The 24820-nt window shown below is 65.6% G+C and carries 22 protein-coding genes; 15 read left to right on the top strand and 7 right to left on the bottom strand.

Annotation, left to right across the window (positions count from 1 at the left end):
- Positions 1-63 precede the first annotated feature (63 nt).
- Both J5M73_RS24700 and J5M73_RS24695 read left to right on the top strand, forming a co-directional pair.
- On the top strand, positions 64-1359 hold the full coding sequence (locus tag J5M73_RS24700) for an MFS transporter (protein WP_102863305.1): 1296 nt from the start codon (positions 64-66) through the stop codon (positions 1357-1359).
- Positions 1360-1378: 19 nt separating this feature from the next.
- A complete protein-coding gene (locus J5M73_RS24695; RefSeq protein WP_102863304.1) occupies positions 1379-2374 on the top strand; it encodes a D-glycerate dehydrogenase in 996 nt (331 codons plus the stop codon).
- 90 nt (positions 2375-2464) lie between these two features.
- On the opposite strand, the gene J5M73_RS24690 is transcribed toward J5M73_RS24695, so the two are convergent.
- Together J5M73_RS24690 and J5M73_RS24685 are read right to left on the bottom strand one after the other, a co-directional pair.
- Positions 2465-3664, bottom strand: coding sequence for an aminotransferase class I/II-fold pyridoxal phosphate-dependent enzyme (locus J5M73_RS24690; protein ID WP_102863303.1), 1200 nt, complete (start codon positions 3662-3664; stop codon positions 2465-2467).
- Positions 3665-3749: 85 nt separating this feature from the next.
- A complete protein-coding gene (locus tag J5M73_RS24685) occupies positions 3750-5375 on the bottom strand; it encodes a methyl-accepting chemotaxis protein (protein WP_102863302.1) in 1626 nt (541 codons plus the stop codon).
- Between the two features lie 378 nt (positions 5376-5753).
- Here J5M73_RS24685 and hpaB point away from each other — a divergent pair, with 378 nt between their 5' ends.
- Both hpaB and hpaC read left to right on the top strand, forming a co-directional pair.
- The gene (hpaB, locus tag J5M73_RS24680) at positions 5754-7316 is read left to right on the top strand and encodes a 4-hydroxyphenylacetate 3-monooxygenase, oxygenase component (protein WP_102863301.1); all 1563 of its coding nucleotides are present in this window, start codon (positions 5754-5756) and stop codon (positions 7314-7316) included.
- Positions 7317-7470: 154 nt separating this feature from the next.
- Positions 7471-7983, top strand: a complete 513-nt coding sequence (gene hpaC, locus J5M73_RS24675; protein ID WP_102863300.1) for a 4-hydroxyphenylacetate 3-monooxygenase, reductase component — start codon at positions 7471-7473, stop codon at positions 7981-7983.
- A gap of 17 nt (positions 7984-8000) precedes the next feature.
- On the opposite strand, the gene J5M73_RS24670 is transcribed toward hpaC, so the two are convergent.
- Both J5M73_RS24670 and J5M73_RS24665 read right to left on the bottom strand, forming a co-directional pair.
- Complete coding sequence (locus J5M73_RS24670) at positions 8001-8351, bottom strand: VOC family protein (RefSeq protein ID WP_102863299.1); 351 nt, start codon at positions 8349-8351, stop codon at positions 8001-8003.
- A gap of 83 nt (positions 8352-8434) precedes the next feature.
- Entirely contained in the window at positions 8435-9286 is an 852-nt protein-coding gene (locus tag J5M73_RS24665; protein WP_102863298.1) for a helix-turn-helix transcriptional regulator, read from the bottom strand.
- A gap of 214 nt (positions 9287-9500) precedes the next feature.
- Between J5M73_RS24665 and J5M73_RS24660 the strand changes: the two genes are divergently transcribed.
- The 5 genes from J5M73_RS24660 (at position 9501) to J5M73_RS24640 (ending at position 14552) form a co-directional block, all read left to right on the top strand.
- Entirely contained in the window at positions 9501-10478 is a 978-nt protein-coding gene (locus J5M73_RS24660; RefSeq protein WP_102863297.1) for a helix-turn-helix transcriptional regulator, read from the top strand.
- A gap of 136 nt (positions 10479-10614) precedes the next feature.
- Positions 10615-11487 carry a transporter gene (locus tag J5M73_RS24655; RefSeq protein ID WP_102863296.1) on the top strand — a complete coding sequence of 291 codons (873 nt, stop codon included), beginning with the start codon at positions 10615-10617 and terminating at the stop codon, positions 11485-11487.
- Between the two features lie 24 nt (positions 11488-11511).
- Positions 11512-12702, top strand: a complete 1191-nt coding sequence (locus J5M73_RS24650) for an MFS transporter (RefSeq protein ID WP_102863295.1) — start codon at positions 11512-11514, stop codon at positions 12700-12702.
- Between the two features lie 62 nt (positions 12703-12764).
- The gene (locus tag J5M73_RS24645; protein WP_180988571.1) at positions 12765-13886 is read left to right on the top strand and encodes a class II histone deacetylase; all 1122 of its coding nucleotides are present in this window, start codon (positions 12765-12767) and stop codon (positions 13884-13886) included.
- A gap of 405 nt (positions 13887-14291) precedes the next feature.
- Complete coding sequence (locus J5M73_RS24640) at positions 14292-14552, top strand: hypothetical protein (protein ID WP_102863293.1); 261 nt, start codon at positions 14292-14294, stop codon at positions 14550-14552.
- A 22-nt stretch (positions 14553-14574) separates the two neighbouring features.
- On the opposite strand, the gene J5M73_RS24635 is transcribed toward J5M73_RS24640, so the two are convergent.
- The gene (locus J5M73_RS24635; protein ID WP_102863292.1) at positions 14575-15543 is read right to left on the bottom strand and encodes a helix-turn-helix domain-containing protein; all 969 of its coding nucleotides are present in this window, start codon (positions 15541-15543) and stop codon (positions 14575-14577) included.
- Positions 15544-15852: 309 nt separating this feature from the next.
- Here J5M73_RS24635 and J5M73_RS24630 point away from each other — a divergent pair, with 309 nt between their 5' ends.
- From J5M73_RS24630 to J5M73_RS24610, 5 genes are read left to right on the top strand one after another with little or no spacing between them, the layout of a single operon-like run.
- Positions 15853-16386 (top strand): 2,4'-dihydroxyacetophenone dioxygenase family protein, encoded by a 534-nt coding sequence (locus tag J5M73_RS24630; protein ID WP_060839573.1) that lies wholly within the window; start codon positions 15853-15855, stop codon positions 16384-16386.
- A gap of 34 nt (positions 16387-16420) precedes the next feature.
- A complete protein-coding gene (locus tag J5M73_RS24625) occupies positions 16421-17686 on the top strand; it encodes an MFS transporter (RefSeq protein ID WP_102863291.1) in 1266 nt (421 codons plus the stop codon).
- On the top strand, positions 17683-18747 hold the full coding sequence (locus J5M73_RS24620) for a 2,3-butanediol dehydrogenase (RefSeq protein ID WP_102863290.1): 1065 nt from the start codon (positions 17683-17685) through the stop codon (positions 18745-18747). The genes J5M73_RS24625 and J5M73_RS24620 overlap by 4 nt, the downstream gene beginning before the upstream one ends.
- Positions 18748-18798: 51 nt before the next feature.
- Positions 18799-20100: a carbohydrate porin gene (locus tag J5M73_RS24615; RefSeq protein ID WP_102863289.1), complete on the top strand. Its 1302-nt coding sequence runs from the start codon at positions 18799-18801 to the stop codon at positions 20098-20100.
- Between the two features lie 35 nt (positions 20101-20135).
- Positions 20136-21797 (top strand): GMC family oxidoreductase N-terminal domain-containing protein, encoded by a 1662-nt coding sequence (locus J5M73_RS24610; RefSeq protein WP_102863288.1) that lies wholly within the window; start codon positions 20136-20138, stop codon positions 21795-21797.
- 9 nt (positions 21798-21806) lie between these two features.
- On the opposite strand, the gene J5M73_RS24605 is transcribed toward J5M73_RS24610, so the two are convergent.
- Both J5M73_RS24605 and hpaA read right to left on the bottom strand, forming a co-directional pair.
- The gene (locus J5M73_RS24605) at positions 21807-22898 is read right to left on the bottom strand and encodes a DUF1176 domain-containing protein (protein WP_207816302.1); all 1092 of its coding nucleotides are present in this window, start codon (positions 22896-22898) and stop codon (positions 21807-21809) included.
- Between the two features lie 122 nt (positions 22899-23020).
- On the bottom strand, positions 23021-23950 hold the full coding sequence (gene hpaA / locus J5M73_RS24600; protein ID WP_102863286.1) for a 4-hydroxyphenylacetate catabolism regulatory protein HpaA: 930 nt from the start codon (positions 23948-23950) through the stop codon (positions 23021-23023).
- Positions 23951-24157: 207 nt separating this feature from the next.
- Here hpaA and J5M73_RS24595 point away from each other — a divergent pair, with 207 nt between their 5' ends.
- Complete coding sequence (locus tag J5M73_RS24595; protein ID WP_102863285.1) at positions 24158-24817, top strand: fumarylacetoacetate hydrolase family protein; 660 nt, start codon at positions 24158-24160, stop codon at positions 24815-24817.
- The last annotated feature ends 3 nt before the right edge of the window (positions 24818-24820 follow it).

Genomic DNA, 24820 nt, shown 5'->3' with positions numbered 1-24820 from the left:
TCCGGGAAACGAACACCCAGAACCACCTGTTGCGACAAAAACAACAAGCTCAGGAGAACTTTCATGGACACGCTCAAACTCGCCGCCCGCCGCTGGTGGTACATCATGCCCATCGTCTTCATCACCTACAGCCTGGCCTACCTGGACCGCGCCAACTACGGCTTTGCCGCCGCCTCCGGGATGGCCGACGACTTGCAGATCACCCCGGGGCTGTCCTCGCTTTTGGGGGCGCTGTTCTTCCTCGGCTACTTCTTCTTCCAGGTGCCGGGGGCGATCTACGCGCAAAAACGCAGCGTGAAGAAGCTGATCTTCGTCAGCCTGATCCTCTGGGGCGGCCTGGCCACCCTCACCGGGATCGTGTCCAACGCCTACACGCTGATCGCCATCCGCTTCATGCTCGGGGTGGTGGAGGCCGCGGTGATGCCGGCGATGCTGGTGTACCTGTGCCACTGGTTCACCCGGGCCGAACGCTCCCGGGCCAACACCTTCCTGATCCTCGGCAACCCGGTGACCATGCTTTGGATGTCGGTGGTCTCAGGCTATCTGGTGGAGCATTTCAGCTGGCGCTGGATGTTCATCATCGAGGGTTTGCCGGCGGTGCTCTGGGCCTTTATCTGGTGGCGCCTGGCCGATGACCGGCCGAGCCAGGCCCAGTGGCTCAGCGACCAGGAGAAGCAGGACCTGGAAAGCGCCCTGGCCGCCGAACAGCAGGGCATCAAGGCGGTGAAGAACTACGCCGAGGCCTTCCGCTCGCCCAAGGTGATCATCCTCGCCCTGCAGTTTTTCTGCTGGAGCATCGGGGTCTACGGTTTCGTCCTGTGGTTGCCTTCGATCCTCAAGCACGGCGCGCAAATGGACATGGTGGAGGCCGGCTGGCTCTCGGCCCTGCCCTATCTGGCGGCGGTGATCGCCATGCTCGGGGTGTCCTGGGGCTCGGACCGGACCCAGAAACGCAAGCGCTTCGTCTGGCCGCCGCTGCTGGTGGCCGCCATCGCCTTCTACGCCTCCTACCTGCTGGGCGCCGAACACTTCTGGTGGTCCTACGGGCTGCTGGTAATCGCCGGAGCCTGCATGTACGCGCCCTATGGGCCGTTCTTCGCCATCGTTCCGGAGATTCTCCCGGCCAACGTCGCCGGCGGCGCCATGGCCCTGATCAACAGCATGGGCGCCCTGGGCTCCTTCGGCGGCTCCTATCTGGTGGGTTACCTGAACAGCGCCACCGGCTCGCCGGGGATGTCCTACCTGCTGATGAGCGGCGCCCTGCTGCTCTCGGTGCTACTGACCCTGCTGCTGACACCCGGCGCCGGAGCGCCTCGGGCCAAGGGCCTGCCCCTGCCGCGCCGCCTGGCCCACTCCTGAACTGCCACAGAGAACCGTCATGAAAAAACACCTGGTGCTGTACAAGAAACTCTCGCCGTCGCTGATGGCGCGCCTGCAGGAACAGACCGAGGTCACCCTGATCGAGGACCTGGGCCCAACCGGCCTCAAGGCCCTGCGCCAGGCCCTGCCCAGCGCCGACGGCCTGCTGGGGGCCAGCCTGCGCCTGGACGCCGAACTGCTGGACCTGGCGCCGCGCCTGCAAGCGGTGGCCAGTGTCTCGGTGGGGGTCGACAACTACGACATCGACTACCTGACCCGACGCGGGATTCTGCTGAGCAACACCCCGGACGTGCTCACCGAAACCACCGCCGACACCGGTTTCGCCCTGATCCTGGCCACCGCCCGGCGCGTGGTGGAACTGGCCAATCTGGTGCGCGCCGGGCAATGGAACCGCAACATCGGACCGCTGCATTTCGGCAGCGACGTGCACGGCAAGACCCTGGGCATCATCGGCATGGGGCGCATTGGCGAGGCGTTGGCCCAGCGTGGACATTTCGGCTTCGGCATGCCGCTGATCTACCACAGCAACAGCCCCAAGCCGGCGGTGGAGCAACGTTTCAATGCCCGCTACCGCAGCCTGGAGCAACTGCTGCAAGAGGCCGACTTCATCTGCCTGACCTTGCCCTTGACCGAGAAAACCCAAGGGCTGATTGGCCGTCGTGAACTGGCGCTGATGCGTCCGCAAAGCATCTTCATCAATATTTCCCGAGGCAAGGTGGTGGACGAAGCGGCCTTGATCGAAGCCTTGCAGGAACGACGGATACGCGGCGCCGGGCTGGACGTGTTCGAGCGCGAACCGCTGGACCACCGCTCACCGCTGCTGCAATTGCCCAATGTGGTGGCCACGCCGCACATCGGTTCGGCCACCCACGAAACCCGTGAAGCCATGGCCCGCTGCGCGGTGGACAACCTGCTGGCAGCCCTGTCGGGGCAGCGCCCAGCCAATCTGGTGAACAGCGCCGCCTGGACCGCTCCATCGCAGCGTCAGGCCTAACCGCCGCGTGCCCCTGGCGAACACCTCTGCAACCGCGGGCTTGCCGGCAAACGCGTTCGCCAGAGCGGTGCATGACAGGCAAGCCGGCGCCTACAGGTGGAGGGTTGCGGGGCATTGTTCGAGAATCTGCTCGGTGCAGCGGGCAATGCGCCGGCAGGCCTCGGCCAGGCGCTCGCAGTCCAGCACCAGGCCGATGCGAATGTGGCCCGCGGCGCTGGGGCCGAAGGCTTCACCGGCCAGTACCGAAACGCCATGCTCGTCCAGCAAGCGGTCGGCAAAGCCCTGGGCGTCCAGCCCGGTGCGGCGTACATCCACCATGACGAACATGCCGCCATCCGGGCAGATCGGGGTCAGCCCCGGGCACTGGTCCAGCAGCGCGCACACCAGGTCCCGGCGCCGTCGGTACTCGTCGCGCATCTGCGCCAGCTCCGGCAGGTCGCTGTCCAGGGCCACCACTGCGGCGTTCTGCACAAAATCCGGCAGGCCGTACAGCATGCACAGGGCCAGGTTGCTCAGGTGCCCGGCCAGGGTCGGCGGGGCAATCACCCAGCCCACCCGCCAGCCGCTCATGGCATGGGACTTGGACAGGCTGTTGATGGTGGCCGTGCGCTCGCCCATGCGCGGCAGGCTGCCGGGGCTAAAGTGCTGGCCCTGGTACAGCAGGTCGCAATAGACCTCATCGGAAATCAGCCACAAGTCGTGGGCAAAGCACAGCCGCGCCAGGGCTTGCCAGTCGTCGAGGGACAGGCTCGCGCCCGACGGGTTGTTCGGGCTGTTGAGCAACATGGCCCGGGTGCGCGGGGTGATCCGCGCCGCCATGTCCCGCGGATCGACGCGAAAGCCCTGCTCGGCCCGCACCGGCACCGGCACGATGCGGGCCCCGCAGGCGCCGAACACGCCTTCGTAGGTGACGTACATGGGCTCGGCCACCAGCACCTCGTCCCCGGGATTGAGCAGGCACTGGGCCACGGAAAACACCGCGCATTGGGCGCCCGGCAAAACCACCACATGCTCGGCGTCGACAATCTGTCCGCAGCGCTGATGATGGCGCCGGGCAATGCAACTGCGCAGCGCCAGGTTGCCGCGCACGTCCGAATAGTGGGTATCGCCGGCCAGCAGGCTGTCGATCGCGGCCTGGACCACGGGCCTGGGGGTATCGAAATCCGGGTCGCCAATGGTCAGCAGCAACACATCCCGCCCCTGCTCGCGCAGGGCCAGGGCCCGGTAGTGGATGTTCCAGGCAGCAGAACCTTCTCCGACAATCCGTTGGGTCAGGGCTGAGTAGCGCATCGCTTTCTCCATGCAAGATGCTTCAGCCAAAACCCTAGGTGCTGGCGGGGCACTCGTCGAGCGCCCGGCCCCACCGTTCGCGCCCTTAGACCACGAAGCGCGCCACCATGGCGTTGAGATCCACCGCCAGGCGCGACAGTTCATGACTGGCTGAACTGGTCTGGTTGGCCCCGGCCGCCGACTGGATCGCCAGGTCACGGATGTTCACCAGGTTGCGGTCCACCTCGCGGGACACCTGGGCCTGTTCTTCCGAGGCACTGGCGATCACCAGGTTGCGCTCGTTGATCTGATTGATGGATTCGGCGATCTGCTCCAGGGACTCGCCAGCGGCGCGGGCCAGCTCCAGGGTGCTCTGGGTCCGCCGGTTGCTCTGCTGCATGGACTCCACCGCTTCGCCGGTGCCGTTCTGGATACCGGCCACCATCTTCTCGATTTCCTGGGTCGACTGGGCGGTGCGATGGGCCAGGGCCCGCACCTCGTCGGCCACCACGGCAAAGCCACGCCCGGCCTCGCCGGCACGGGCCGCTTCGATGGCGGCGTTAAGCGCCAGCAGGTTGGTCTGCTCGGCGATGGCGCGGATCACGTCCAGCACCTTGCCGATGTCCCGGCCCTGGGTCGCCAGGCCTTCGATCATCACCGAGGTGTTTTGCACGTCATGGGCCATGGTCTGGATCGCCTCGACGGTCTGCACCACACGGTCGCGGCCTTCGCGGGCGGCCTGGGTCGACTGCTGGGACGCCTCGGAAGTGGACACTGCGTTGCGTGCCACCTCTTCCACTGCTGCGGTCATTTCGTTGACTGCGGTGGCGGCCTGTTCGATCTCGGTGTTCTGCTGCTGCACGCCGCGAGAGGCTTCCTCGGTCACTGCGCTGAGTTCTTCCGAGGCCGAAGCCAGCTGGGTCGCCGAGCCGGCGATCTGCTCGATGGTGCGGCGCAGGCTGGCCTGCATCTGCGCCAGGGCGCGCAACAGGCGTGCCGGCTCGTCCTGACCGTCGACCTCGATGGCCTGGCGCAGGTTGCCGCCGGCGATCACCTCGGCGACGTTGAGGGCCTTGTTCAGGGGGGTGACGATGCTGCGGGTCAACAACAGCGCCAGCACGATGGTCAGCAATGCGGCCAGCAGCGCGACGATGACGATCCCGGCAATGGCACTGTCGTAGTGCTCGCCGGCCGCCTTGGAGGCACTCTTGGCGCCCGCGGCATTGATCGCGATGAGCTTGTTCAACTGCTCGCCCATCTGATCGGTGCCGTCCTTGATCCGGGTGTTGATCAAGGTGCGCAGTTCCTCCAGCTTGTCCTGGCGTGACAGCTCGAGCATCTCCTTCTGCGCCAGCAGGTAATTGTCCAGGGTCGCGCTGAAGGTCTTGTACAGCGCCACTTCCTCCGGGCCCGCCGGCAACGCCGCGTAGCTGGCCTGGGCCTGCCTGGCCTTGTCCACCAGCACACCGATGCGGGTCTGGGCTTCGGCAAGGCCGGCCGGCTCGCGGTTCACCAGCACGCGAAATGACAGAATCCGCAGGCGCAGGACGTTCTCGGTCAGGTTGCCCAGATAACCGACGCTGGGCAGCTGATTGCTTTCCATTTCCAGGGACGCGTCGCGGATGATCGACATGCGGTTCACCGCAAATACGCCCAACACCATGACCAGCAGGGCAATAAAGGCAAAACCGAGGAAAGCACGCGGGGCGATATTCAGGTTACGCAAGGACATAGGACGAGTCTCGAAGGAGAACGGGGCGGCGAGCATCCATGCCCTTATCGACCGACGCATCAGGACTGCATCGACGAGGGACACCACGGAAAGAGCGTCCATGGGCCTATCAGAGATATCGGCCGAACTTGAGCTTTCATCTGTCTGATTGGCAAAAATATTTCGAAATGTGCCCCCTGTGTCAGGCCTGAGACAACACAACGTGAAGTGAATCGATAAAGCCGTGACTCGCCGCGCCAGAACAGTGCGCCGTACCCAGCCCGAGAGCGCCAACGCGCCCTATGAAAAGTGCAATTCATTCGCCGTAAAAGCCATTTTTTCAGCGCCCGCCCCTGCCCATCATGGCCCCAGTCAATAAAAACAACGCCGAGACTGGATATGAAACCTGAAGACTTTCGTGCCGCAACCGACCGCCCGCTGACCGGTGCCGAATACCTGGCCAGCCTGCGCGATGATCGTGAAATCTACATTTATGGCGACCGGGTCAAGGACGTCACCACCCACCCGGCCTTCCGCAACTCGGCGGCCTCCATGGCCCGCCTGTACGACGCCCTGCACGACCCGGCCACCAAGGAACAACTGTGCTGGGACACCGACACCGGCAACGGCGGCTACACCCACAAATTCTTCCGCTCGGCGAAAAGCCCCGATGAACTGCGCCAGCAGCGCGACGCCATCGCCGACTGGTCGCGCCTGACCTACGGCTGGATGGGCCGCAGCCCCGACTACAAGGCCGCCTTCGGCAGCGCCCTGGGGGCCAACCCGGAGTTCTACGGGCGCTTCGCGGACAACGCCCGCACCTGGTACAAGCGCATCCAGGAAGCCTGCCTCTACCTCAACCACGCCATCGTCAACCCGCCCATCGACCGCGACAAGCCGGTGGATCAGGTCAAGGACGTGTTCATCTCGGTGGACGAGGAAGTCGAGGGCGGGATCATTGTCAGCGGCGCCAAGGTGGTGGCCACCAACTCGGCCCTGACCCACTACAACTTCGTCGGCCAGGGCTCGGCCCAGCTGCTGGGGGACAACACCGACTTCGCCCTGATGTTCATCGCCCCGATGAACACCCGCGGCATGAAGCTGATCTGCCGCCCGTCCTACGAACTGCAGGCCGGCATGACCGGCTCGCCCTTCGACTATCCGCTGTCCAGCCGCTTCGATGAGAACGACGCGATCCTGATCATGGACAAGGTGTTCATCCCCTGGGAAAACGTGCTGATCTACCGCGACTTCGAGCGCTGCCGCCAGTGGTTCCCCCAGGGCGGTTTCGGTCGGCTGTTCCCCATGCAGGGCTGCACCCGGCTGGCGGTCAAGCTCGATTTCATCACCGGGTTGCTGGTCAAGGCCCTGCAATGCACCGGCTCCCTGGAGTTTCGCGGGGTCCAGGCCCAGGTCGGCGAAGTGGTGGCCTGGCGCAACCTGTTCTGGTCGCTGACCGACGCCATGCACGGCAACGCCAGCGAATGGATGAACGGCGTCTACCTGCCCAGCACCCAGGCCCTGCAGGCCTACCGGGTGTTGGCGCCCCAGGCCTACACCGACATCAAGAAGATCATCGAGCAGGTGGTGGCCAGCGGCCTGATCTACCTGCCCTCCGGCTCCCGCGATCTCAAGGACCCGGTGCTCAACCAGTACCTCAGTACCTACTGCCGCGGTTCGGGGGGCATGGGCCACGAAGAGCGGATCAAGATTCTCAAGCTGCTGTGGGACGCCATCGGCACCGAGTTCGGCGGCCGCCACGAGCTGTACGAGATCAACTATGCCGGCAGCCAGGACGAGATCCGCATGCAGTGCCTGCGCCACGCCCAGGCCAGCGGTTCGATGAAGGCCATGACCGACCTGGTGGACAAATGCCTGGGCGACTACGACCTCGATGGCTGGACCGTGCCGCACCTGAGCAACCCCGACGACATCAACATGCTGGACCGCATCCGCCAGTAGCCACGAGGCCGGCTCCTACGGAAAAGGCCAATGTCCACCTGTTGTCGTAGGAGCTGGCTTGCCAGCGAAAGCGCCCGCCAGAGCACCACAAGCTCCTCTTCGTCGGCAAGCTGGCTCCTGCAGCGCAATGCCCTGCGTCCATGAGGAATTCGTCATGTCTGTACTCGATCCCAAGCAACTCGCCTTCCGCAACGCCATGGCCCACATGACCGCTGCGGTCAACGTCATCACCAGCAACGGCCCCGCCGGCCGTTGCGGCATCACCGCCACCGCGGTCTGCTCGGTCACCGACAGCCCGCCGACCCTGATGGTCTGCGTCAACCGCAACAGCGCCCTGAACCCGGTGTTCAAGGGCAACGGCCATTTGTGCATCAACGTCCTCAGCGGCGAACACGAGGACGTGGCGCGGCATTTTGCCGGCATGACCGAGGTGGCCATGGACCAGCGCTTCGGCCTGCACCCCTGGCGCGACGGTCTGCAGGCCCTGCCGGTGCTGGAGGGCGCCCTGGCCAGCCTCCAGGGACGCATCACCGAGGTCCAGGAAATCGGCACCCACTCGGTGATGCTGGTGGAACTGGATGAAATCAGCGTGCGCGAGCAAGGCGACTCGCTGGTGTATTTCAGCCGCTGCTTCCATCGCCTGCAGCGCCCTGGCCAGGCTGCCTGAACGCCTCCCAGCCCTGGCTAGGATTCAAGGGGGTCCGGCTGATGCAGGCCGAAGCACACGCCCTGGGGATCGTGGCACTGGCAGAACCGACCGAAACCGGGCTCGTGGGGACTGATGTCACCGGCCTGCCCCCCCAGAGCCCGGACCCGGGACACGCTGTCGGCCATGTCGCTGACCCGGAAATACACGACCATGCGCGACTGCGGATCGTCGCCATGGACGCCGACCCGGATCGAGGGCGTCTGCAACCAGGCATCCTCCGTTGCACCCAACCGCTGCGGCGACCAGTCGAACAGGCGCTGGAAAAAAACCAGCGACTGCGGAGCGTCGGCAACCCCGATTTCCACATGAGAAAGACTACCTGGCATACATCCTCCACGTTCACAGAGACAGAGCTGTCACTGTCCGCTGCAAAGGCTCGGCGGGTCTTGAATAAAACTGACCGGGTCACTCAATTCTCCCGGCCTTCGAGCAACGATGCCGGTTTGCCAGGAATATCGGCCCAGCCGCTTCGGGCATAGGCTCCCGGGGAGCAGCCGGCGAATGCCTGGAACTCCCGGGTGAAGTGGCTCTGGTCGCTGTAGCCGCACAGCACCGCAACCTGCACCAGCTCCAGCGCCGGTAGCGATTCCAGCAACTGCTGGGCGCGAGCAAAACGAATATGCCGGGCGCAGGCTTTGGGCCCTTGTCCCAGATGGGCCTTGAAGCGACTGGCGAAATGCCGTCCGCTGCAGCCGGCCTGCTGACTCAGATCACCGATCGAGGTACCGCCAGCGCTTCGCTGCAGTTCCTCCCAGGCCCGGCGCAGCATCTCGGGCAACTCACGGCGCGAGTTCTGCAAACGCTCGGCAAGAAAGGTTTCGACCCGCTGCAATCGACTCGTCCAGCAAGGGTTTTCTTCCAGTGCCTCGACCAACAAGCACACCGACGTGCCCCACAGTTCCCGCAGATCCAGCCAAGGGCTGGCAAGCACTTGGCCATCACCCTGAAACAGGCGGAACGCGGCCCAGGGCGGTAGCTCCACCTCGATGCATGAATGCACACCGCTCTGCTCGACGATCACCGGAGCTGCCGGGCGGCTCACCACGAACGCCTGGCACCGTTCCTCGCGCCCATTGGCGGCGAGCCCGTAGGGGGACGCCAGCCCGATGATCAGCTTGACCTGTGGCTGCGCGACCTCAAGCCGCCGCACGGTGCCCGGCAGTGTCTCGCTGAAGCCGTACAAGCGACCGCCCCAGGGCCGCAGCCTGATGGCATCAAACCCTGTGACGCAGTGCGAAACAGAGAAAGGCTGCATTGGCATCGAACTCACTCCCAATAGTGATCATGGTTGACCAGCTGAAGCATAAGCGACCCGCGCCGCTGGGCCATGGGCCACCTCCTGCATCTGTAGGATGGCGGTGGCCGGCCAAGCCATCGATACTCGCACCAGGCCCTGCCCACGTCCCCCAGGCGTAATGGTCCTCAACCCCTTCCGTGACGAAAACAATAACAACGTCGCACAGAGGTACAGACCCATGAACCGACTCGATCACGCTCCGGCCAGCCTGTTGCAGGCCTTCAGCGAGCTGACCCTGGAACTGCAGCAACTGGCGCAGAACAAGGACATCGAAAACCTTCACCAGCATGCCCTGGCGCGCATCTGCAAACTCTTGCCCTTCGACAGTGCCTGGTGGGGCCGCGCCGCATTGGTCGACGGCTTGCCGGATGAACACAGTTGCTACCTGTACCGCCTGCCACCGAGCTACCTGGCGGACTGGCAATCGATCCGCCACATCGACGTCACCGTGAACCGGGTGCACGAAGTGCCGGGACGGGCGGTGATCGTCGACATGGCCGATCCGCACAACGGCCCCGGACTCAACTGGCTGGGGCGCCAGTACAACATCGGCGAGCTGCTATGCGTGGTGCACATCGATCCCCATACCCAACTGAGCAACCACCTGGCCCTGTACCGTGCCCCTGGCGCCCCGGCCTTTACCCGGGACGACTGCCATGTGCTGAACAACCTGATGCTGCACCTGGTGGCAGCGGTGTCGGCCAATCAGATCCGCACCCTGGTGGCCATGCGCGAGAAACTCACCCGCCCGCGCAATCTGGCCCTGGCCGTGTGCGACCAGCGCGGTGTGCTGCAGTGCGCCGAGCGCGGTTTTGTCGATCTGCTGCTGCATGAATGGCCGCAGTGGAACGGTCCGCAACTGCCCATGAAGCTCGATGGCAACGGTTTCGAGGGTAAGCGCCTGCAGATCGACTGCTCGGCCGTGGGCGACCTGTACCTGCTGGCGGCCCGCAGCCGCAGCCTGCTGCCCAAGCTCAGCCCCCGGGAAAACGCCGTCGCCCAGTGCTTCGGTGATGGCAAGACCTACAAGGAAGTGGCTCGGGACCTGGGCATGTCGCCCAACACCGTGCGTCATCACATCCGCGCCATCTACAGCAAGCTCGGGGTCAAGGACAAGGCGCGCATCGCCCAGTTGCTCCACGCCCCGCCCGACTGACCCCACCCCCTGACCTGCGCTGATTTACGCCGTCGTATTTGACGGCCACGGGCAGCCTTTGCCCTTTTTTTGCCCCACTGCCGTGTGCCGGCGAGCCCTTCGCCGAACAACAACTCCAACAAGAGACGCACCGCCCATGACAAGGCTCATTACCCGCACCACCCTGGCCCTGGCTGGCACCCTGGCCAGCCTGTCGCTCAACGCCGCGGACCTCAACGCCCGGGACTTCTTCGCCGCCCCCGTGGGCACCCGCCTGGGGGTGCTGTACCTCCCGGCCACCCGTGCCGGCGACTTTCACGGCCCGGCCGACAGCAGCGGCAAGGCCGAGCTGCGAGTCAATGCCATGGCCTACCGCCAGGTGTTCTTCAGCGACCTGTGCGGCACCCTGTGCACCCCACAGTTCATCGTGCCCTTGGCCGACATCAGCGCTCGCTTGCCCGGCGCCGAACGCCATACCGGTGAGAGCGGTTTCGGTGATCCTCAGGTGGGGGGCACGCTGTTTTTCATCAACCAGCCGCAAACCCGCACCTACAGCGGCCTGTTGACCCTGGTCACGCTGCCGCTGGGCGAGTACCACAGCCGCAACCCGGACGTCTCCCCGGGGGCCAATCGCTGGGGCGCGACCTTTGTCTACAACTACACCCAGGGCCTGGGGGAAAAATGGGTGCTGGAGGCCAACCTCGAAGCCCAGTTGTACGGCACCAACGACGACTATTTCGGCAGCGACCTGAAACAGGACCCGCTCTATCGCCTGCAAGCCTTCGCCTCCTACAACTTCACCCCTGCTACCTACGGCGCCCTGCGCCTGATCCACGCCGATGGCGGCGAACTGCGGATCAACGACCGACGGATCAACGACACCCACAAGCGCTACACCCAGGCCGGATTCGAGGTCGGGCACTGGCTGGACAAGCGCAACCAGCTGATGTTCAGCCTGTCGCAGAACGTCGCCACCGATAACGGTTTTGCCGGCACCGACGCCTTGCTGCGCCTGGTCCACGTGTTCTGAACCCCTTGCCTTTGGAGCCTGTCCATGAACACCCAGAACGCCGTTTTGAGCGCCACCGCGCCAGCTGCTCGCCACCCCCTGGGGCTGCTGGCCGCCATCGTGCTGTTCGCCGCCATCACTCCCGCGGTACTGCTGATGGCCCCGGCCATCGCCGCCCAACTGGCCAGCCAGTGGCACTTGAGCCCCACACAGATCGGCGACCTGTTCTCTGCCGAACTGGGAGCCATGAGCCTGGCCACGTTGCCGGCCATCTGGTGGCTGAAACACATCGACTGGCGGCGCGCCGCACTGTGCAGCGCCGTGCTGTTCATCGTTGCCAACCTGCTGTCGATGCTGGCCCACGACTATTCATTGTTGCTGATGGCGCGCTTTGGCAGCGCCCTGGCAGGCGGCTCGCTGATGATCATCTGCCTGGCCAGCGCCGCCGCCAGCCCCAGTCCCAGTCGGGCCTACGGCTTCTGGGTGATGGGCCAGCTGGTGCTGGGCGCGGTCGGCCTGAGCCTGTTGCCCATGCTCTTCCAACGCTTCGGCCTGGGCGCCTGCTACCTGATCCTGGCGCTGCTGATGACCCTGTGCCTGCCCCTGGCCCGCTGTTTTCCAGCAGGCGCTGCGCGCCCGGCCGCCGATGCCGCGCAAGCCCCAGCGATCTCCTGGCTCAAGGCGAGCCTGGGAATACTCGGCATCCTCACCTTCTACATCAGCCTCAGCGGGGTCTGGACCTTCATCGGCGCCATCGGCAGCCAGTCCGGCCTCTCGGCGCAGACCAACGGCGACATCCTGGCCATCGCCACCTTGATGGGCATCGTCGGCGCGTTGTGCGCCACCCTGTTCGGTGACCGCCTGCCCCGCAGCGCCCTGCTCCTGCTGGGCTACGGCCTGATGGCGGGTTCGGTGCTGGCGCTTCTGGGCCAGCCGCAGCTGGCGCGCTTCGCGCTGGCGGCGCTGGTGTTCAAGTTCACCTGGACCTTCATCCTGCCGCTGATCCTGGCGCGCATGGCCGAGATGGATCGCAGCGGGCGCTTGATGAACGCCTCCAATCTGGTGATCAGCGCCGGCCTGGCCATAGGCCCGACCCTGGCCGGGCGCCTGATCGAAAGCAGCGGCGGCTTCCAGGGCCTGTTGCTGGGGGGGGCCGTCATCACTTTGCTGTCCCTGGCGCTGGTACTCAGTTGCCGGCCCGCCCTCCAGGCCCCTTCCCAGCCCCAGGGGCGATGACGGCCAGCGGGCAGCACCGCCGCGTCCTTGAACAACACTTTCCTTGAAAAATGGATATCACCATGACCTGTAGAACGGCTTTTTTCTTCGATGAACGCTGCCTGTGGCACAGCGGCAGCCCCCACGTCCTGACGCTCCCGGTAGGCGGCTGGGTCCAGCCGCCGTCTGCCGCGGGGCATGCTGAATCACCGGAAACCAAGCGCCGGCTGAAAAGCCTGATGGATGTCTGCGGACTGACCCGTCAGTTGCATCTGCGCAGTGCCCCTGCGGCCACCGAGGACGATCTGCTACGGGTCCACAGTGCCGCCTACCTGCAACGTTTCAAGGCCTTGAGCGATGCCGGCGGTGGTCAACTGGGCGACGAGGCGCCTGTGGGACCCGGCAGCTATGAAATCGCCAAGCTGTCCGCCGGGCTGGCCCTGGCCGCCGTGGACGCCGTGCTCAGCGGTGAAGCCGACAACGCCTACTCGCTGTCCCGTCCACCGGGACACCACTGCACCCGCGACCAGGCCATGGGCTTCTGCTTCCTGGCCAACATCGCCATTGCCATCGAGGCCGCCAAGGTCCGCCATGGCCTGGGCAAGGTAGCGGTCATCGACTGGGACGTGCACCACGGCAACGGCACCCAGTCGATCTACGAAGAGCGGGCCGACGTGTTGACCCTGTCCCTGCACCAGGACGGCTGCTTTCCACCGGGTTACGGCGGTGAGCACGAGCGTGGCCGCGGCGCTGGCCTGGGCTGCAACATCAACGTCCCGCTGCTGCCCGGTGGTGGCCATGATGCCTACCTGTACGCCATGCAGCGCATCGTGGTGCCGGCCCTGGAACGCTTCGAGCCCGAGCTGATCATCGTCGCCTGCGGCTATGACGCCAACGCCGTGGACCCATTGGCGCGGATGCTGCTGCACAGCGACTCCTTCCGCGAGATGACCCAGTGCCTGCGCGACGCTGCCGAACGCCTGTGCCGGGGACGCCTGGTACTGGTGCACGAAGGCGGCTACTCCGAGGCCTATGTGCCTTTTTGCGGGCTGGCGACCCTGGAAGCACTGTCGGGCATCCGTACCGCGGTCCAGGACCCGATGCTGGAGTTCGTGCGCCAGCAGCAGCCCAAGCAGGACTTCACGGCCTTTCAGCGCCAGTTGCTGGACCGTCAGGCCGTGGCCATAGCGACCGCCGCTCGCTGACCCACCCGGCGCCCTCCCAGGACTGATGTTCAGCGGCCTGACGCCGGACATCAGCCACTGCCTGCCTTATCAGCTCTCGCACGCGTTATTGCGCCACGCCAATGGCCGTGGCCCGAGCCCCGTCCCCCCGCTCCTCTGCCTGCTGCCTCGCGCAGCCCTCCGGCACATTCGCCCTGACGATGGCCAAAGGTTTTCTATTCTCTCCTCAATAACCTGACCCACGGGTCCGTTTTTTCGCCGTTCACCCCAGGAAGAACTCTCGCGTGCCGTAGCAACGCGCCTTTGCCTTCGGGATCGGGTGTGTCGTGCGCCGGGGCCTGTCCGTCTGCTTGCCCGCTATCCCCGGTTGCCGGGATTTCCCACTGATCGGGGGCTTGCCTATCCGCTGAGACAAAGGAGATGTCCATGGACCGCAAGACCAAGCAATACCTCGACGAGATCTACTTCTGGCAGAGGGCCCGCGCCCGCCTGTTGCAGCAAGCGGCACAACTTCACGAACCTCCCCCCGGCCCAAGGGAAACCACCGTAGCCGATACCGCCAAGGAAGCGCTGGACGATCTGTTGCACAGCTGCGGCCTGGCCGCACTGCGTCGCGGTTCCGAACAGGCTGCGCCACCCGGATACGGGTCCGCCGGGAGCACGCCGCCGACGGAACCGGCGGACTGAAGCACCGCGGGCAATGCCCTGGCTATAACGGCTCCAGGGCCCGGGCCTCACTGGGTGTCTGCTGATAACGGGCCTTGAACGCCCGGGCAAAATGCGCCTGGCTGACAAAGCCATGACGGTAGGCGATTTCACTGATGTCCAGGCTTGCCCCCTGGCTGCTGCAAAGCAGCTGGCGGGCCTGCTGCAGGCGTTTTTCCAGGATGAAGCGGCTGGGCACGGTGTTCTCCATGGCGAACAGCCGGGCCAGGTGCCGGGTAGAAATGCCGGTCTGGGCCGCGACCCGTTCGCAGCTCAGGGCCGGGTCCCCCAACTGTTCATGAATGCACTGTTTGGCCGCCAGCAGGTAGGAAGCACTCAGGGCATTGATGGGCCGTTCTCCAACCTGCCCGGCGATGATGCTGGCCAGCAGTTCGAAGGCCTGTTCCTGGTAGGTCTCGGCCTCGCCACACAGCGGCTGCTGGAAAAACGTCCGGGTGCGCTCGCCAAGGGTGCGCAACAGCAAGCGCTGAACTGCGCTGTGCACGCTGATCTTCAGCGTCCGGTCGAAACGCTTCAGGCAGCGCTCGGCAAACTGCTCCTGGGGAATGTCGAAAATGAACTGGCGCATCGCCCCGCAGAAGCCGAACAGGTAAGGCTTGTCGGTGCGGTAGACCACCAGCTCCCCAGGTTCCAGCACCTGACAGGCGCCGTCCTGATAGAAGAACGAACCGCTGCCGGTGACCAGGGACACGAAGATCGAATCCTTGGGTACACCGCGGATCATCGACGTATCGCGTTCCACCACGTGTTCATTGCCCACGATGCGCGCCAGGCGCATGGCCCCCAACTGCAGGTTGTCCTGGCGGGCGGTGAAACCGTCGTCGGCGTAGGAGTTGCACTTGAGCCCCACCAGGGTGCTGGCGTTGTAGTCCTCCCAGAAGCTCAGGCGGTGATCCGGGTCGACCGCCTGGGTGCTGGCGTGCCGGGTTTCGAGCAAGGCGCATGGAGACATTGTTGTTCTTCTCATGGGCGGCTGGATATTCCCCGGACGGCAAGGCTGTGTCCGGGCACCTGGGGCCGCATGATCTGCGGGCTGCGGCCATTCATTAACATCTGAACCATATAGCCTGTCAACTTGAAACGCAGTGAGAGCCGTTCGCCGGAACGGCCTCGTCACCTCGCTATTTTCGGTAGGAAAAATCCCCGTCCGAAACAGACAACAAATCGGTCCGATTCAATCAAACCGGCGTCCAGCCGTAGGCCTAAAGTCGCCTCAGTCATCCCCATGACGCCCCCCCTATCACAACAATCGAGGTCGACCATGCCTGAAGCCGCCACCCGTGAGTTCTGGAAAGACCTGCAGCCCATCGCCCACTGTTTCAAGCCCGACGCCAAGCCCGAGGTCTACCTGCCGAATGCCGCCAGCGACGACCTGAGCCTGTACGTGCCCTTCACCGAAACCGTGTCGTCGCGACCGCTGTGGATTTCCCCCAGCGAGAACCGCTGGTGCGACATCCTCATGGCCCGCAGCGCCGGGCTGGTCAACCGCCACTACCACCCTCACGAAGTCTTCGCCTACACCCTGTCCGGCAAGTGGGGCTACCTGGAGCACGAATGGACGGCCAGCGCCGGCGACTTCGTCTACGAAACCCCGGGCGAAGGCCACACCCTGGTGGCCTACGAGCACGAGCAACCGATGCGGGTGTTCTTCATCGTCAAGGGCCCTTTGATCTGGCTCGACCAACAGGGTGAGCCCGACGGTTATTTCGACGTGCACTCCTACATCGCCCTGTGTCGCGAACACTACGAAAAGATCGGCCTGGGCGCGGCCCATATCGACACCCTGTTTCGCTGACCTGCGCCGCTCACACCTCCTTTGGAGAACCACCATGGCTTATAAAAACAACAAGGCCAGTTACCAGAACACCTTGCTCGGGGTGCTGTTCCTGACCTTCGGCTTTGTCTTTTTCGATCGTCTGGCGCTGTCCTTCCTGTTCCCGTTCATGGCCGACGAACTACAATTGAGCAACCGCCACCTGGGCATGCTGTCGTCGGTGCTGGCCCTGGCCTGGGCGGTGTCCGGTGCCCTGGTGGGCGCCTGGTCGGACCGCCGTGGCGTGCGCAAGCCGCTGCTGATTGTCGCGGTGATCCTGTTTTCCCTGTGCTCGGCCCTCTCCGGGCTGGTCACCGGCTTCCTCAGCCTGCTGTTGTTTCGCGCCATCATGGGGCTGGCCGAAGGGCCAATCCTGCCCTTGTCGCAATCCTTGATGGTGGAGGCTTCATCGCCCCAGCGCCGGGGCCTGAACATGGGCCTGCTACAAGGCTCGGCGGCCGGGCTGCTGGGGGCGGTGATCGGCCCGCCGCTGCTGATCGCCCTGGCCGAAGCCTATGGCTGGCGCCACGCTTTCATCCTCTCGCTGGTTCCCGGCCTGCTGATCGCCCTGCTGATCTGGCGCTACGTGCACCCGGACCCGCCACGGAGCGAATCCCGAACCAACGCCGCACCGAGCAAGGGCAGCGGACATCGGCTGGCCTTGCTGAAAAGCCGCAACATCGTGCTCTGCACCCTGATCAGCTGCGTGTTCCTGACCTGGTTCATCATTCTGATTTCCTTCACCCCGACCTTTCTGGTCAAGGTCCGCGACTACAGCCCGGCCAGCATGGGCACGGTGATGAGCTGCCTGGGCGGCGCCTGGGTGCTCTGGGGCTTCGGCGTGCCGGCGATCTCCGATCGCATCGGCCGGCGACCGACCCTGGTGCTGTTCTCGCTGATCGCCGCCTGCTGCCCCATGGCCCTGCTCTATGCGTCTTCGCCCTGGATGCTCGGCGGGCTGATGCTGCTGACCTACACCGGCCTGGGCTGCTTCACCCTGTTCATGGCCACCATTCCGGCGGAAACCGTGCCCCGTGAAGTCATGGCCACGGCCCTGGGCCTGATCATGGGCATCGGCGAGCTGGTGGGCGGCTTCGTCGCCCCGACCATCGCCGGGTTCGCCGCCGACCGCTTCGGCCTGTCCATCGTCATGTGGATGTCCTGTGGCGGCGCCTTGCTGGCAGCGGTACTGGCGCTGTTTCTCAAGGAAACCGCTCCGGCGCTGCTGGCCCGTCAACAGCGCCAGCACACCTCCTCTGTCCTGCAAGGAAACCAGCCATGAACGCACTGCGTTGGCACGCCGCCCGGGACCTGCGCCTGAGCCAGGTGCAACTGCGCCAGCCCGGCCCCGGGGAAGTCCTGTTGCAGGTCGCCTACTGCGGTATCTGCGGCAGCGACCTGCATGAGTACGCCGACGGGCCGCACTCGATTCCCCAGCACGCGGCCCACCCGCTGTCCGGCTGCCGGGCGCCACTGACCCTGGGCCATGAGTTCTGCGGTCAGGTGGTGGCCCTGGGCCCCGGTGTCGATCCGAGCCTGCTGGGGCAACGGGTGGCCGTGGAGCCGGAGTATCGCTGCGGCGAATGCCAATACTGCCGCATGGGCCAGTACAACCTCTGTGAGTCCATGGGCTTTATCGGCCTGATGGGCGACGGCGGTTTTGCCGAGCAGGCCCTGGTGCCCGCCTACATGCTGCACCGGCTGCCAGAGCGCGTCAGCTTCAAGCAGGCCGCCGTGCTGGAGCCGGCGGCGGTGGCCTACCACGCCCTGAACCAGAGCAGCCTGCTGGCCGGCGACAGTTGCGTGGTGTTCGGGCTGGGGCCCATCGGCCTGTTGCTGGTCCTGCTGGCACGGTTACGGGGCGTGGAGCGCATCTACGCCGTGGACCTGGACCCCGAGCGCCGGCGCCTGGCCCTGGAATTCGGCGCCAGCGCCGCCCTGGACGGCGCCGACCCACAGTTGCAGGAGCGCCTGCGGCAACTGAGCGACGGCGGCCTCGACTCAGCCTTTGAGGCCGCCGGCACCCAGCAGACCCTGAGCCATGCCCTGCACTGCCTGCGCAAGGGCGGTGAGGCCGTGCTGGTGGGCCTGATGGGCCAAGTGCAGGTCGACGCCTTCCACCTGGTGAACCACGAACTGCGCCTGCTCAGCAGCGTCGGCTACCGCCATGTGTACCCCGAACTGATCGAGCTGCTGGCCAGCGGACGCCTGGACCTGTCGCGGCTGGTGACCCGCTGCCTGGCCCTGGAGCAGGCGGTGGAACAGGGCTTCGAGGCGCTGTTGCACGACAAGAGTCAGATCAAGGTGCTGATCAACCCGACGCCGGCCCTGGCCGAGGCCTGACCCATCGCTTTCAACACTCAAGACAAAAACAACAAGAAACGAGTACCCGACATGAATGCTTCCTGTGCGCTGTGCCCGCTGTTGGCAGCCTTGCTGCTGCCCCTTGATGGCTTCGCCGATGCCCCGGCTGCGCCCCGCAGCGGGCCACTGTCCGGGTTGGGCGACTACCTGGCCGACCGGGGCATTACGCCCCATGTGCAGTTTCTCAGCCTGGCGATGAAGAACCTCGATACCGGCCCGCGGCCCCACAGCTTCGGCAACAGCGGCGATCTGTTCGTCGGCGTCGATATCGACCTGGGGACCTTCGCCGGCCTCGACGGCGCGGCGCTGCACGTCGAACAGACCCTGTTCATCCTCGACCAGCAGACCGGCGTGCCCACCTCACGCAACTGGCAAGGCGCCGCCGGCAGCTACTTTGGCGGCGCGCCGATCCACAACGACCTCACCAGCCACCAGTTGAGCCTGTTGACCTACCAGCAGACCTGGCTCGACGGCCGGGTCGACCTGAGCCTGGGGCGGACCAACGCGCGGCGCTATTTCTATATCTACAACTGCGAAAGCACCGTCACCTGCAACGACCCGATCATCGACTCTTCCACCGGCACCCTGCCGCCGCCCTACGGCAGTTGGGGCGGCTACCTGAAGTACCGGCTGACGCCCCAGTGGTACGTGCACGGCGGCGCCTTCGAGTCCAACCCGGTGGACTACCTGAAGGAGCGCAAGGGCCTGGATTTCAGCACCGACGACGCCAGCGGCACCAGCCTGCTGCTGGGCCTCGGCCGTCAGAACCAAGAGGCCTACAGCGCCCACTACGAGCTCAACGGCTACTACAACACCTCCAAACAGGTGGATCCGCTGACCGGGGCCACCGCATTCGGCAGCGGCGGCGCCTTCTTCAAGTTCCAGCAGGCACTATGGCGCGCCGACGCCGGCACCGGCACCGCGCCCCAGGCCTTGCTGCTGTTCGGTTCGCTGTCGGCGGCGGCCGACGACAAACAGCCCTTCAGCCAGTTCGCCGAAGCCGGGCTGACCTATCTGGCGCCCTTCGACCGGCCCCGGGACAAGCTCAACCTCAAGGCCAGCTACCTGCGCCTCAACGATCACCAACTGCGCTTCCAGCAACAGGCACGGACCGCCAACGGCGGCGATCCGCGCCTGGGCGAGCGCAATGTCTATGCCCTGGAAGCCAACGCCCACATCGCCCTGACCCGGCAACTGGCGGTGGAACCCAGCGTTCAGTACCTGATCAACCCGGACAATTTCTACAACCCCGAAGCCCGCGAGCTGAGCGGCAACGGCTTTGTCGTCGGCCTGCAAGTGACCCTCGACCTCGGCTCGCTGCTGGGGCTGTGAGATGGATTTCTGTGACTGCCCAAAGAGGTATCCCCATGACTGAACACCCCACGCAAACCTTCGACTACATCGTGGTCGGCGCCGGCTCCGCCGGTTGCGTGCTGGCCAACCGGTTGTCCGCCGATCCCAAGCTTCAGGTGTGCCTGATCGAGGCTGGCCCCAGCGACCGCAGCCTGCTGCCGGCGGCCTATGTGCGTACACCGGCGGGGATCATCCGCCTGATCGCCAACCCGCGCTGGAACTGGATGCATCAATTCAGCGCCCAGGCCGCCAGCGGCGACGTGCCGATCCCCTGCCCCCGCGGCCGGGTCTGGGGCGGCTCCAGCGCCATCAACGGCATGATCTACATACGTGGTCATCGCCAGGACTTCGACCGCTGGGCCGCTGCCGGCAACCAGGGCTGGAGCCATGACGAACTGCTGCCCTATTTCAAGCGTTCGGAGCATTTCGAACCGGGCGACTCGCCCTGGCACGGCCAGCACGGCGAGCTCAACGTCGCCGAGCAGCGCAGCCCGAGCCCGGTCAACCAGGTGTTCTATGAGGCGGCCACGGAGCTGGGCTGGCGCTACAACCCGGATTTCAACGGCCCGGAACAGGAAGGCTTCGGGCCCTTCCATGTCACCCAGGTCAACGGCGAGCGTTGCAGCGCGGCCCGGGCCTTCCTGCACCCGATCCTGCAGCGGCCGAACCTGACCGTGCTGAGCAACACCCTGACCCACCGGGTGCTGCTGCAAGGCACTCGCGCCAGCGGCGTGGAGATCAGCCAGAACGGCGAGGTCCGGCAATTGCAGGCGCGCCGGGAAGTGATCCTCTGCGCCGGGGCGATCAACTCGCCGCAGTTGCTGCTGCTCTCCGGCATCGGCCCGGCGGAGGAACTGAAATCCCACGGCATCCTGCCGCGCCACCCGTTGCCCGGGGTCGGCCTGAACCTGCAGGACCACCAGGACATCGTGCTGATGTACCGCAGCGACCCGGAGCTGGGCTACGGTCTTTCGCCCAAGGGCCTGTTGCCCCTGGCCCGTTCGCCCTGGCAATACCTGACCCGGCGCCAGGGCCCGCTGACGTCGAACACCGTGGAGTCCGGGGCCTTTCTGCGCCTTACGCCCGAAGACCCGGTGCCGGAACTGGGGCTGATCGTCGCCCCGGCCCTGAAGAACCAGCCCCGGCGCCTGATTCCCGTGGGCCATGGCATCAGCCTGCATGTGGCGGTGATGCATCCGCAAAGCCGAGGTCGAGTGCGCCTGAACTCCGCCGATCCCCACGACAAACCGCTGATCGAGGCCAACTTTCTCAGCCACCCGGAAGACTTGCGCAAACTGGTGGCCGGCTTGCGCCTGGTGCGCCAGCTGGCTGCGACCCGGGCCTTCTCCCGGCGCCTCAAGGGCGAACTGCTGCCCGGTCCGCAGGTGCAGAGCCAGGAGCAGATCGAGCAATGGATCCGCCAGCACCTGGGCACGGTGTTCCACCCGGTGGGCAGCTGCAAGATGGGCCATGACGAACTGGCGGTGGTCGACGATCAACTGCGGGTCCACGGCCTGCAGGGACTGCGGGTGGCGGACGCCTCGATCATGCCGAGCCTGATCACCGGCAACACCAACGCGGCGGCGATCATGATCGGGGAAAAGGCCGCCGACCTGCTGCTGGGCTCGTCACTGGCACAGCCGAGCGCCGAGCCCCAGGGCCACGCGTGCGCCTGAGGCCAGGGTTCAGGGGCGCTTCGGCGCCTCGGCACTCCAGAGCACCGGCCAGTTGTCATAGCCCAGGCCACTGCAATTGGGCATGCGCCGGTAGTCGGTGAGCTGGAAGGCCTGGCCGTCGAAGTGCCAGCTGGCCATTTCCCCGCAGTCGCCGATCCCGCGGCCCATGAGGAAACTGCTGAGCGTCCCGGTTTCGGGGTCATAGTTGATGCCGCCAGTATGGTCGACGCTGCCGTCCGGCAATGCCTGCATCAGCAGGGGCTGTAGCGCATAGGGCGCGGTGCGCGAGCGGCTGCTGATGTCGAACAGGCAGATATAGGCGCCGCAGTCGGAGAACTCGAACACCAGCGCCTGCTGCGCCGTCAGCGGATAGAGCTCGATGCGCGCAGGCATGACGTAGTCGTCGTCCTCTTCCGACTTGGGCGGAGGGAGTGTTTTCTGCACCGCCGCCCGCAGCCCCCTGCGCTCCCGGGCACTGAGCGGCGTCACCCCGGGATAGGGGCGCAGCGCCGGGGCCGCCTGGACCCTGGGCACCGCGCTGGCCGGTTGTTCGCCGGGCGTGGCCAGGGCGCTGAGCGTGCCCTGGCGGTGCTGCACCTGATCGACCTGTTGCAGCAATTCGGCCAGCCCGGTCAGAAGCACCCGGGCCGGTTGCGCCCCCGGCAGTTCCAGCACCTGCCCGCTGCGCAACCGCGCCAGCCATTGCCGGGCCAGGGCCTGATCGTCAACCCGGTAATACTGCTGCTGCCGGGTACTGTCGGGGGCTTCCACTTCCTGCACCAGCGCCGCCAGCAAGGCGGGCTCCAGCGGGCGGCCGTCCAGGCGCAGCACGTTGGGCTCGATAGGCGCGCCCTGGTGCTCCAGTTGCAGCTGCAGCCGGCCTTCGGGACCGGCCTGGCTGCGGATGATCAGGGTCAGGTGGTTGACCGGCTCGGCAAACCCGATGTTCGGCGTGTAGAGCAGCTGGCAGTCGCGGCGGTTGTCGCAGGCGCTGATCCAGCCCTGCTGCTGCACCCACAGCGGGGTCAGTTCCGGAAGCTCCTGGGCCAGGCAGGGAGCGGCGCCAAGCACCAGCAAAGACAGCACAGCGGGACGCAGCATGACGACGCTCCTGGTCAGACAAAGGCGCGGATTCTGCCACGCTCGCCCAGGTTCGAATACCGCCATCGCCAGCGCCCCGGGGCGAGGCATCGCCGCCGCGCCGAACGGCCCGGCGCCAGCGCTCAAGGGCCTGGCGCGTCGGCCCCTGGCGGGTTGGTCTGGCCCTGGCGCGCGCGGTATTCCCCCGGCGCGGTCTTGGCGTAACGCTGGAAGAAGCGGCTGAAATAGGCCGGGTCCTTGAAGCCCAGCTGGTAGCAGATTTCATTCACCGAACTGGCGGTGAACAGCAGCAGGCGCTTGGACTCCTGCATCAGGCGCTCGTACACCAGGCGCTTGGACGGCAGGTCGGCAATGCGTCGGCAGACATCGTTGAGCCGCGCTTCGGTGACCCCCAGGGCGCTGGCGTAGCGCGCCAGGGGCCAGTGCTCCAGGTAGCGGGCCTCGATCAGCTCGTTGAAGCGGTGGAAGATCTGCAGGTCTTCGTGGCGCGCCGGACGGGCCTTGAGGGAGTTGGCCGACAGCCTGAGCAGGCTGATCATCAGCAGCCGGGTCAGGGCCTCCAGGGCCGGCTCGCGCCCCGCGTCCTGCCCGGCGATTTCCTGCTGCAACTCATGGAACAGGCACTCCAGGCGCCGCACCTCGCCGGCGAACTGCGGCCCCAGCCGCGCCAGGGCCACGCAGGCCGGTGGCACCAGCGGCGCGGGGGCCAGCGTCGGATCGGCGCCGATCAGCTCCCACACCAACTGCTGGCGCACGGTGAGCACGTGGCCCTCGCTGTCGGCCTCGGTGACGAAGGCATGGGGAATGGTCGGCGGAGTGAGGAAGAACATCGGTCCCGACTCCAGGTACTGCTGGTCGTCCAGATAGACCCGCACCGCGCCGCTTTGCACGTAATGCACCTGGAAAAAACGGTCGTGGCGGTGCACCGGCATGTTGCGCCCGAAGAAGCCGGCGAGGTTGCTGAGCTTGTCGTAATGCACCTGGGCATCGGCGTAGCGCTGATCGTAGACCTGGCCGATGTTGATGTTGGGAATGGGTTGACGTGGGTTCATGGCACCCTTCTGTTTTTTATTTTTCAGCACGCAGAGCGTTGGCATCCTGCGCGATTCGCGGCTGGCCCGCCAGGGCAAGACGCAATCGTTCAGGCTGGCGCTTGACGATCATTAACATATTAAATATAACGTTAATACATTAACGAATTCACCCCGCCAGCGGCAAGCGCACTGCGGGGCCCCACACCAGGAACCAGGAGACGCTCGATGAGCCGTGCACTGAACGATCACGCCGGCGGCACCCTGTTCGGCGTTGCGCTGAACTACCAGGGGTTGCTGCAGAGCCATCTGCAAAGCTTCACCCAGCCGCCCTACCAGAAGCCTCCGGTGAAGCCGGTGCTGTTCATCAAGACGCCCAACACCCGCAACAGCCATGAAGCACCGGTGGTGTTTCCCAAGGACGTCGAACGCCTGCAACCGGGCCCGGCCCTGGGGGTGGTGATCGGCAAGCGTGCCAGCCGGGTGAGCCTGGAAAACGCCCTGGAGCATGTGGCCGGCTACACCATCGTCAACGAGTTCAGCCTGCCGGAAGACAGCTACTACCGCCCGGCAGTCAAGGCCAAATGCCGTGACGGCTTCTGCGCCATCGGCCCGCAGCTGGTGCCGGCCGCCCAGATCAGCGATCCCCACGACCTGAGCCTGGAGCTGTTCGTCAACGGCGAGCGGGTGCAGCACAACAGCACCGCCAACCTGGTGCGCAACATCCCCCAGCTGATTGCCGAGATCAGCGAATTCATGACCCTGCATGCCGGAGACGTGCTGATCACCGGCACTCCCGAAGGCCGGGTCGATGTGCGGCCCGGCGACCGGGTCGAAGTACAGATCAGCGGCCTGGGCCGTCTGGCCAACAGCATCGTTGCCGAATAAGGA

It is taken from the genome of Pseudomonas sp. 50_B, from assembly GCF_017491625.1.
Classification (GTDB): domain Bacteria; phylum Pseudomonadota; class Gammaproteobacteria; order Pseudomonadales; family Pseudomonadaceae; genus Aquipseudomonas; species Aquipseudomonas danubii.
This window is presented reverse-complemented; position numbering and strand designations above follow the sequence as displayed.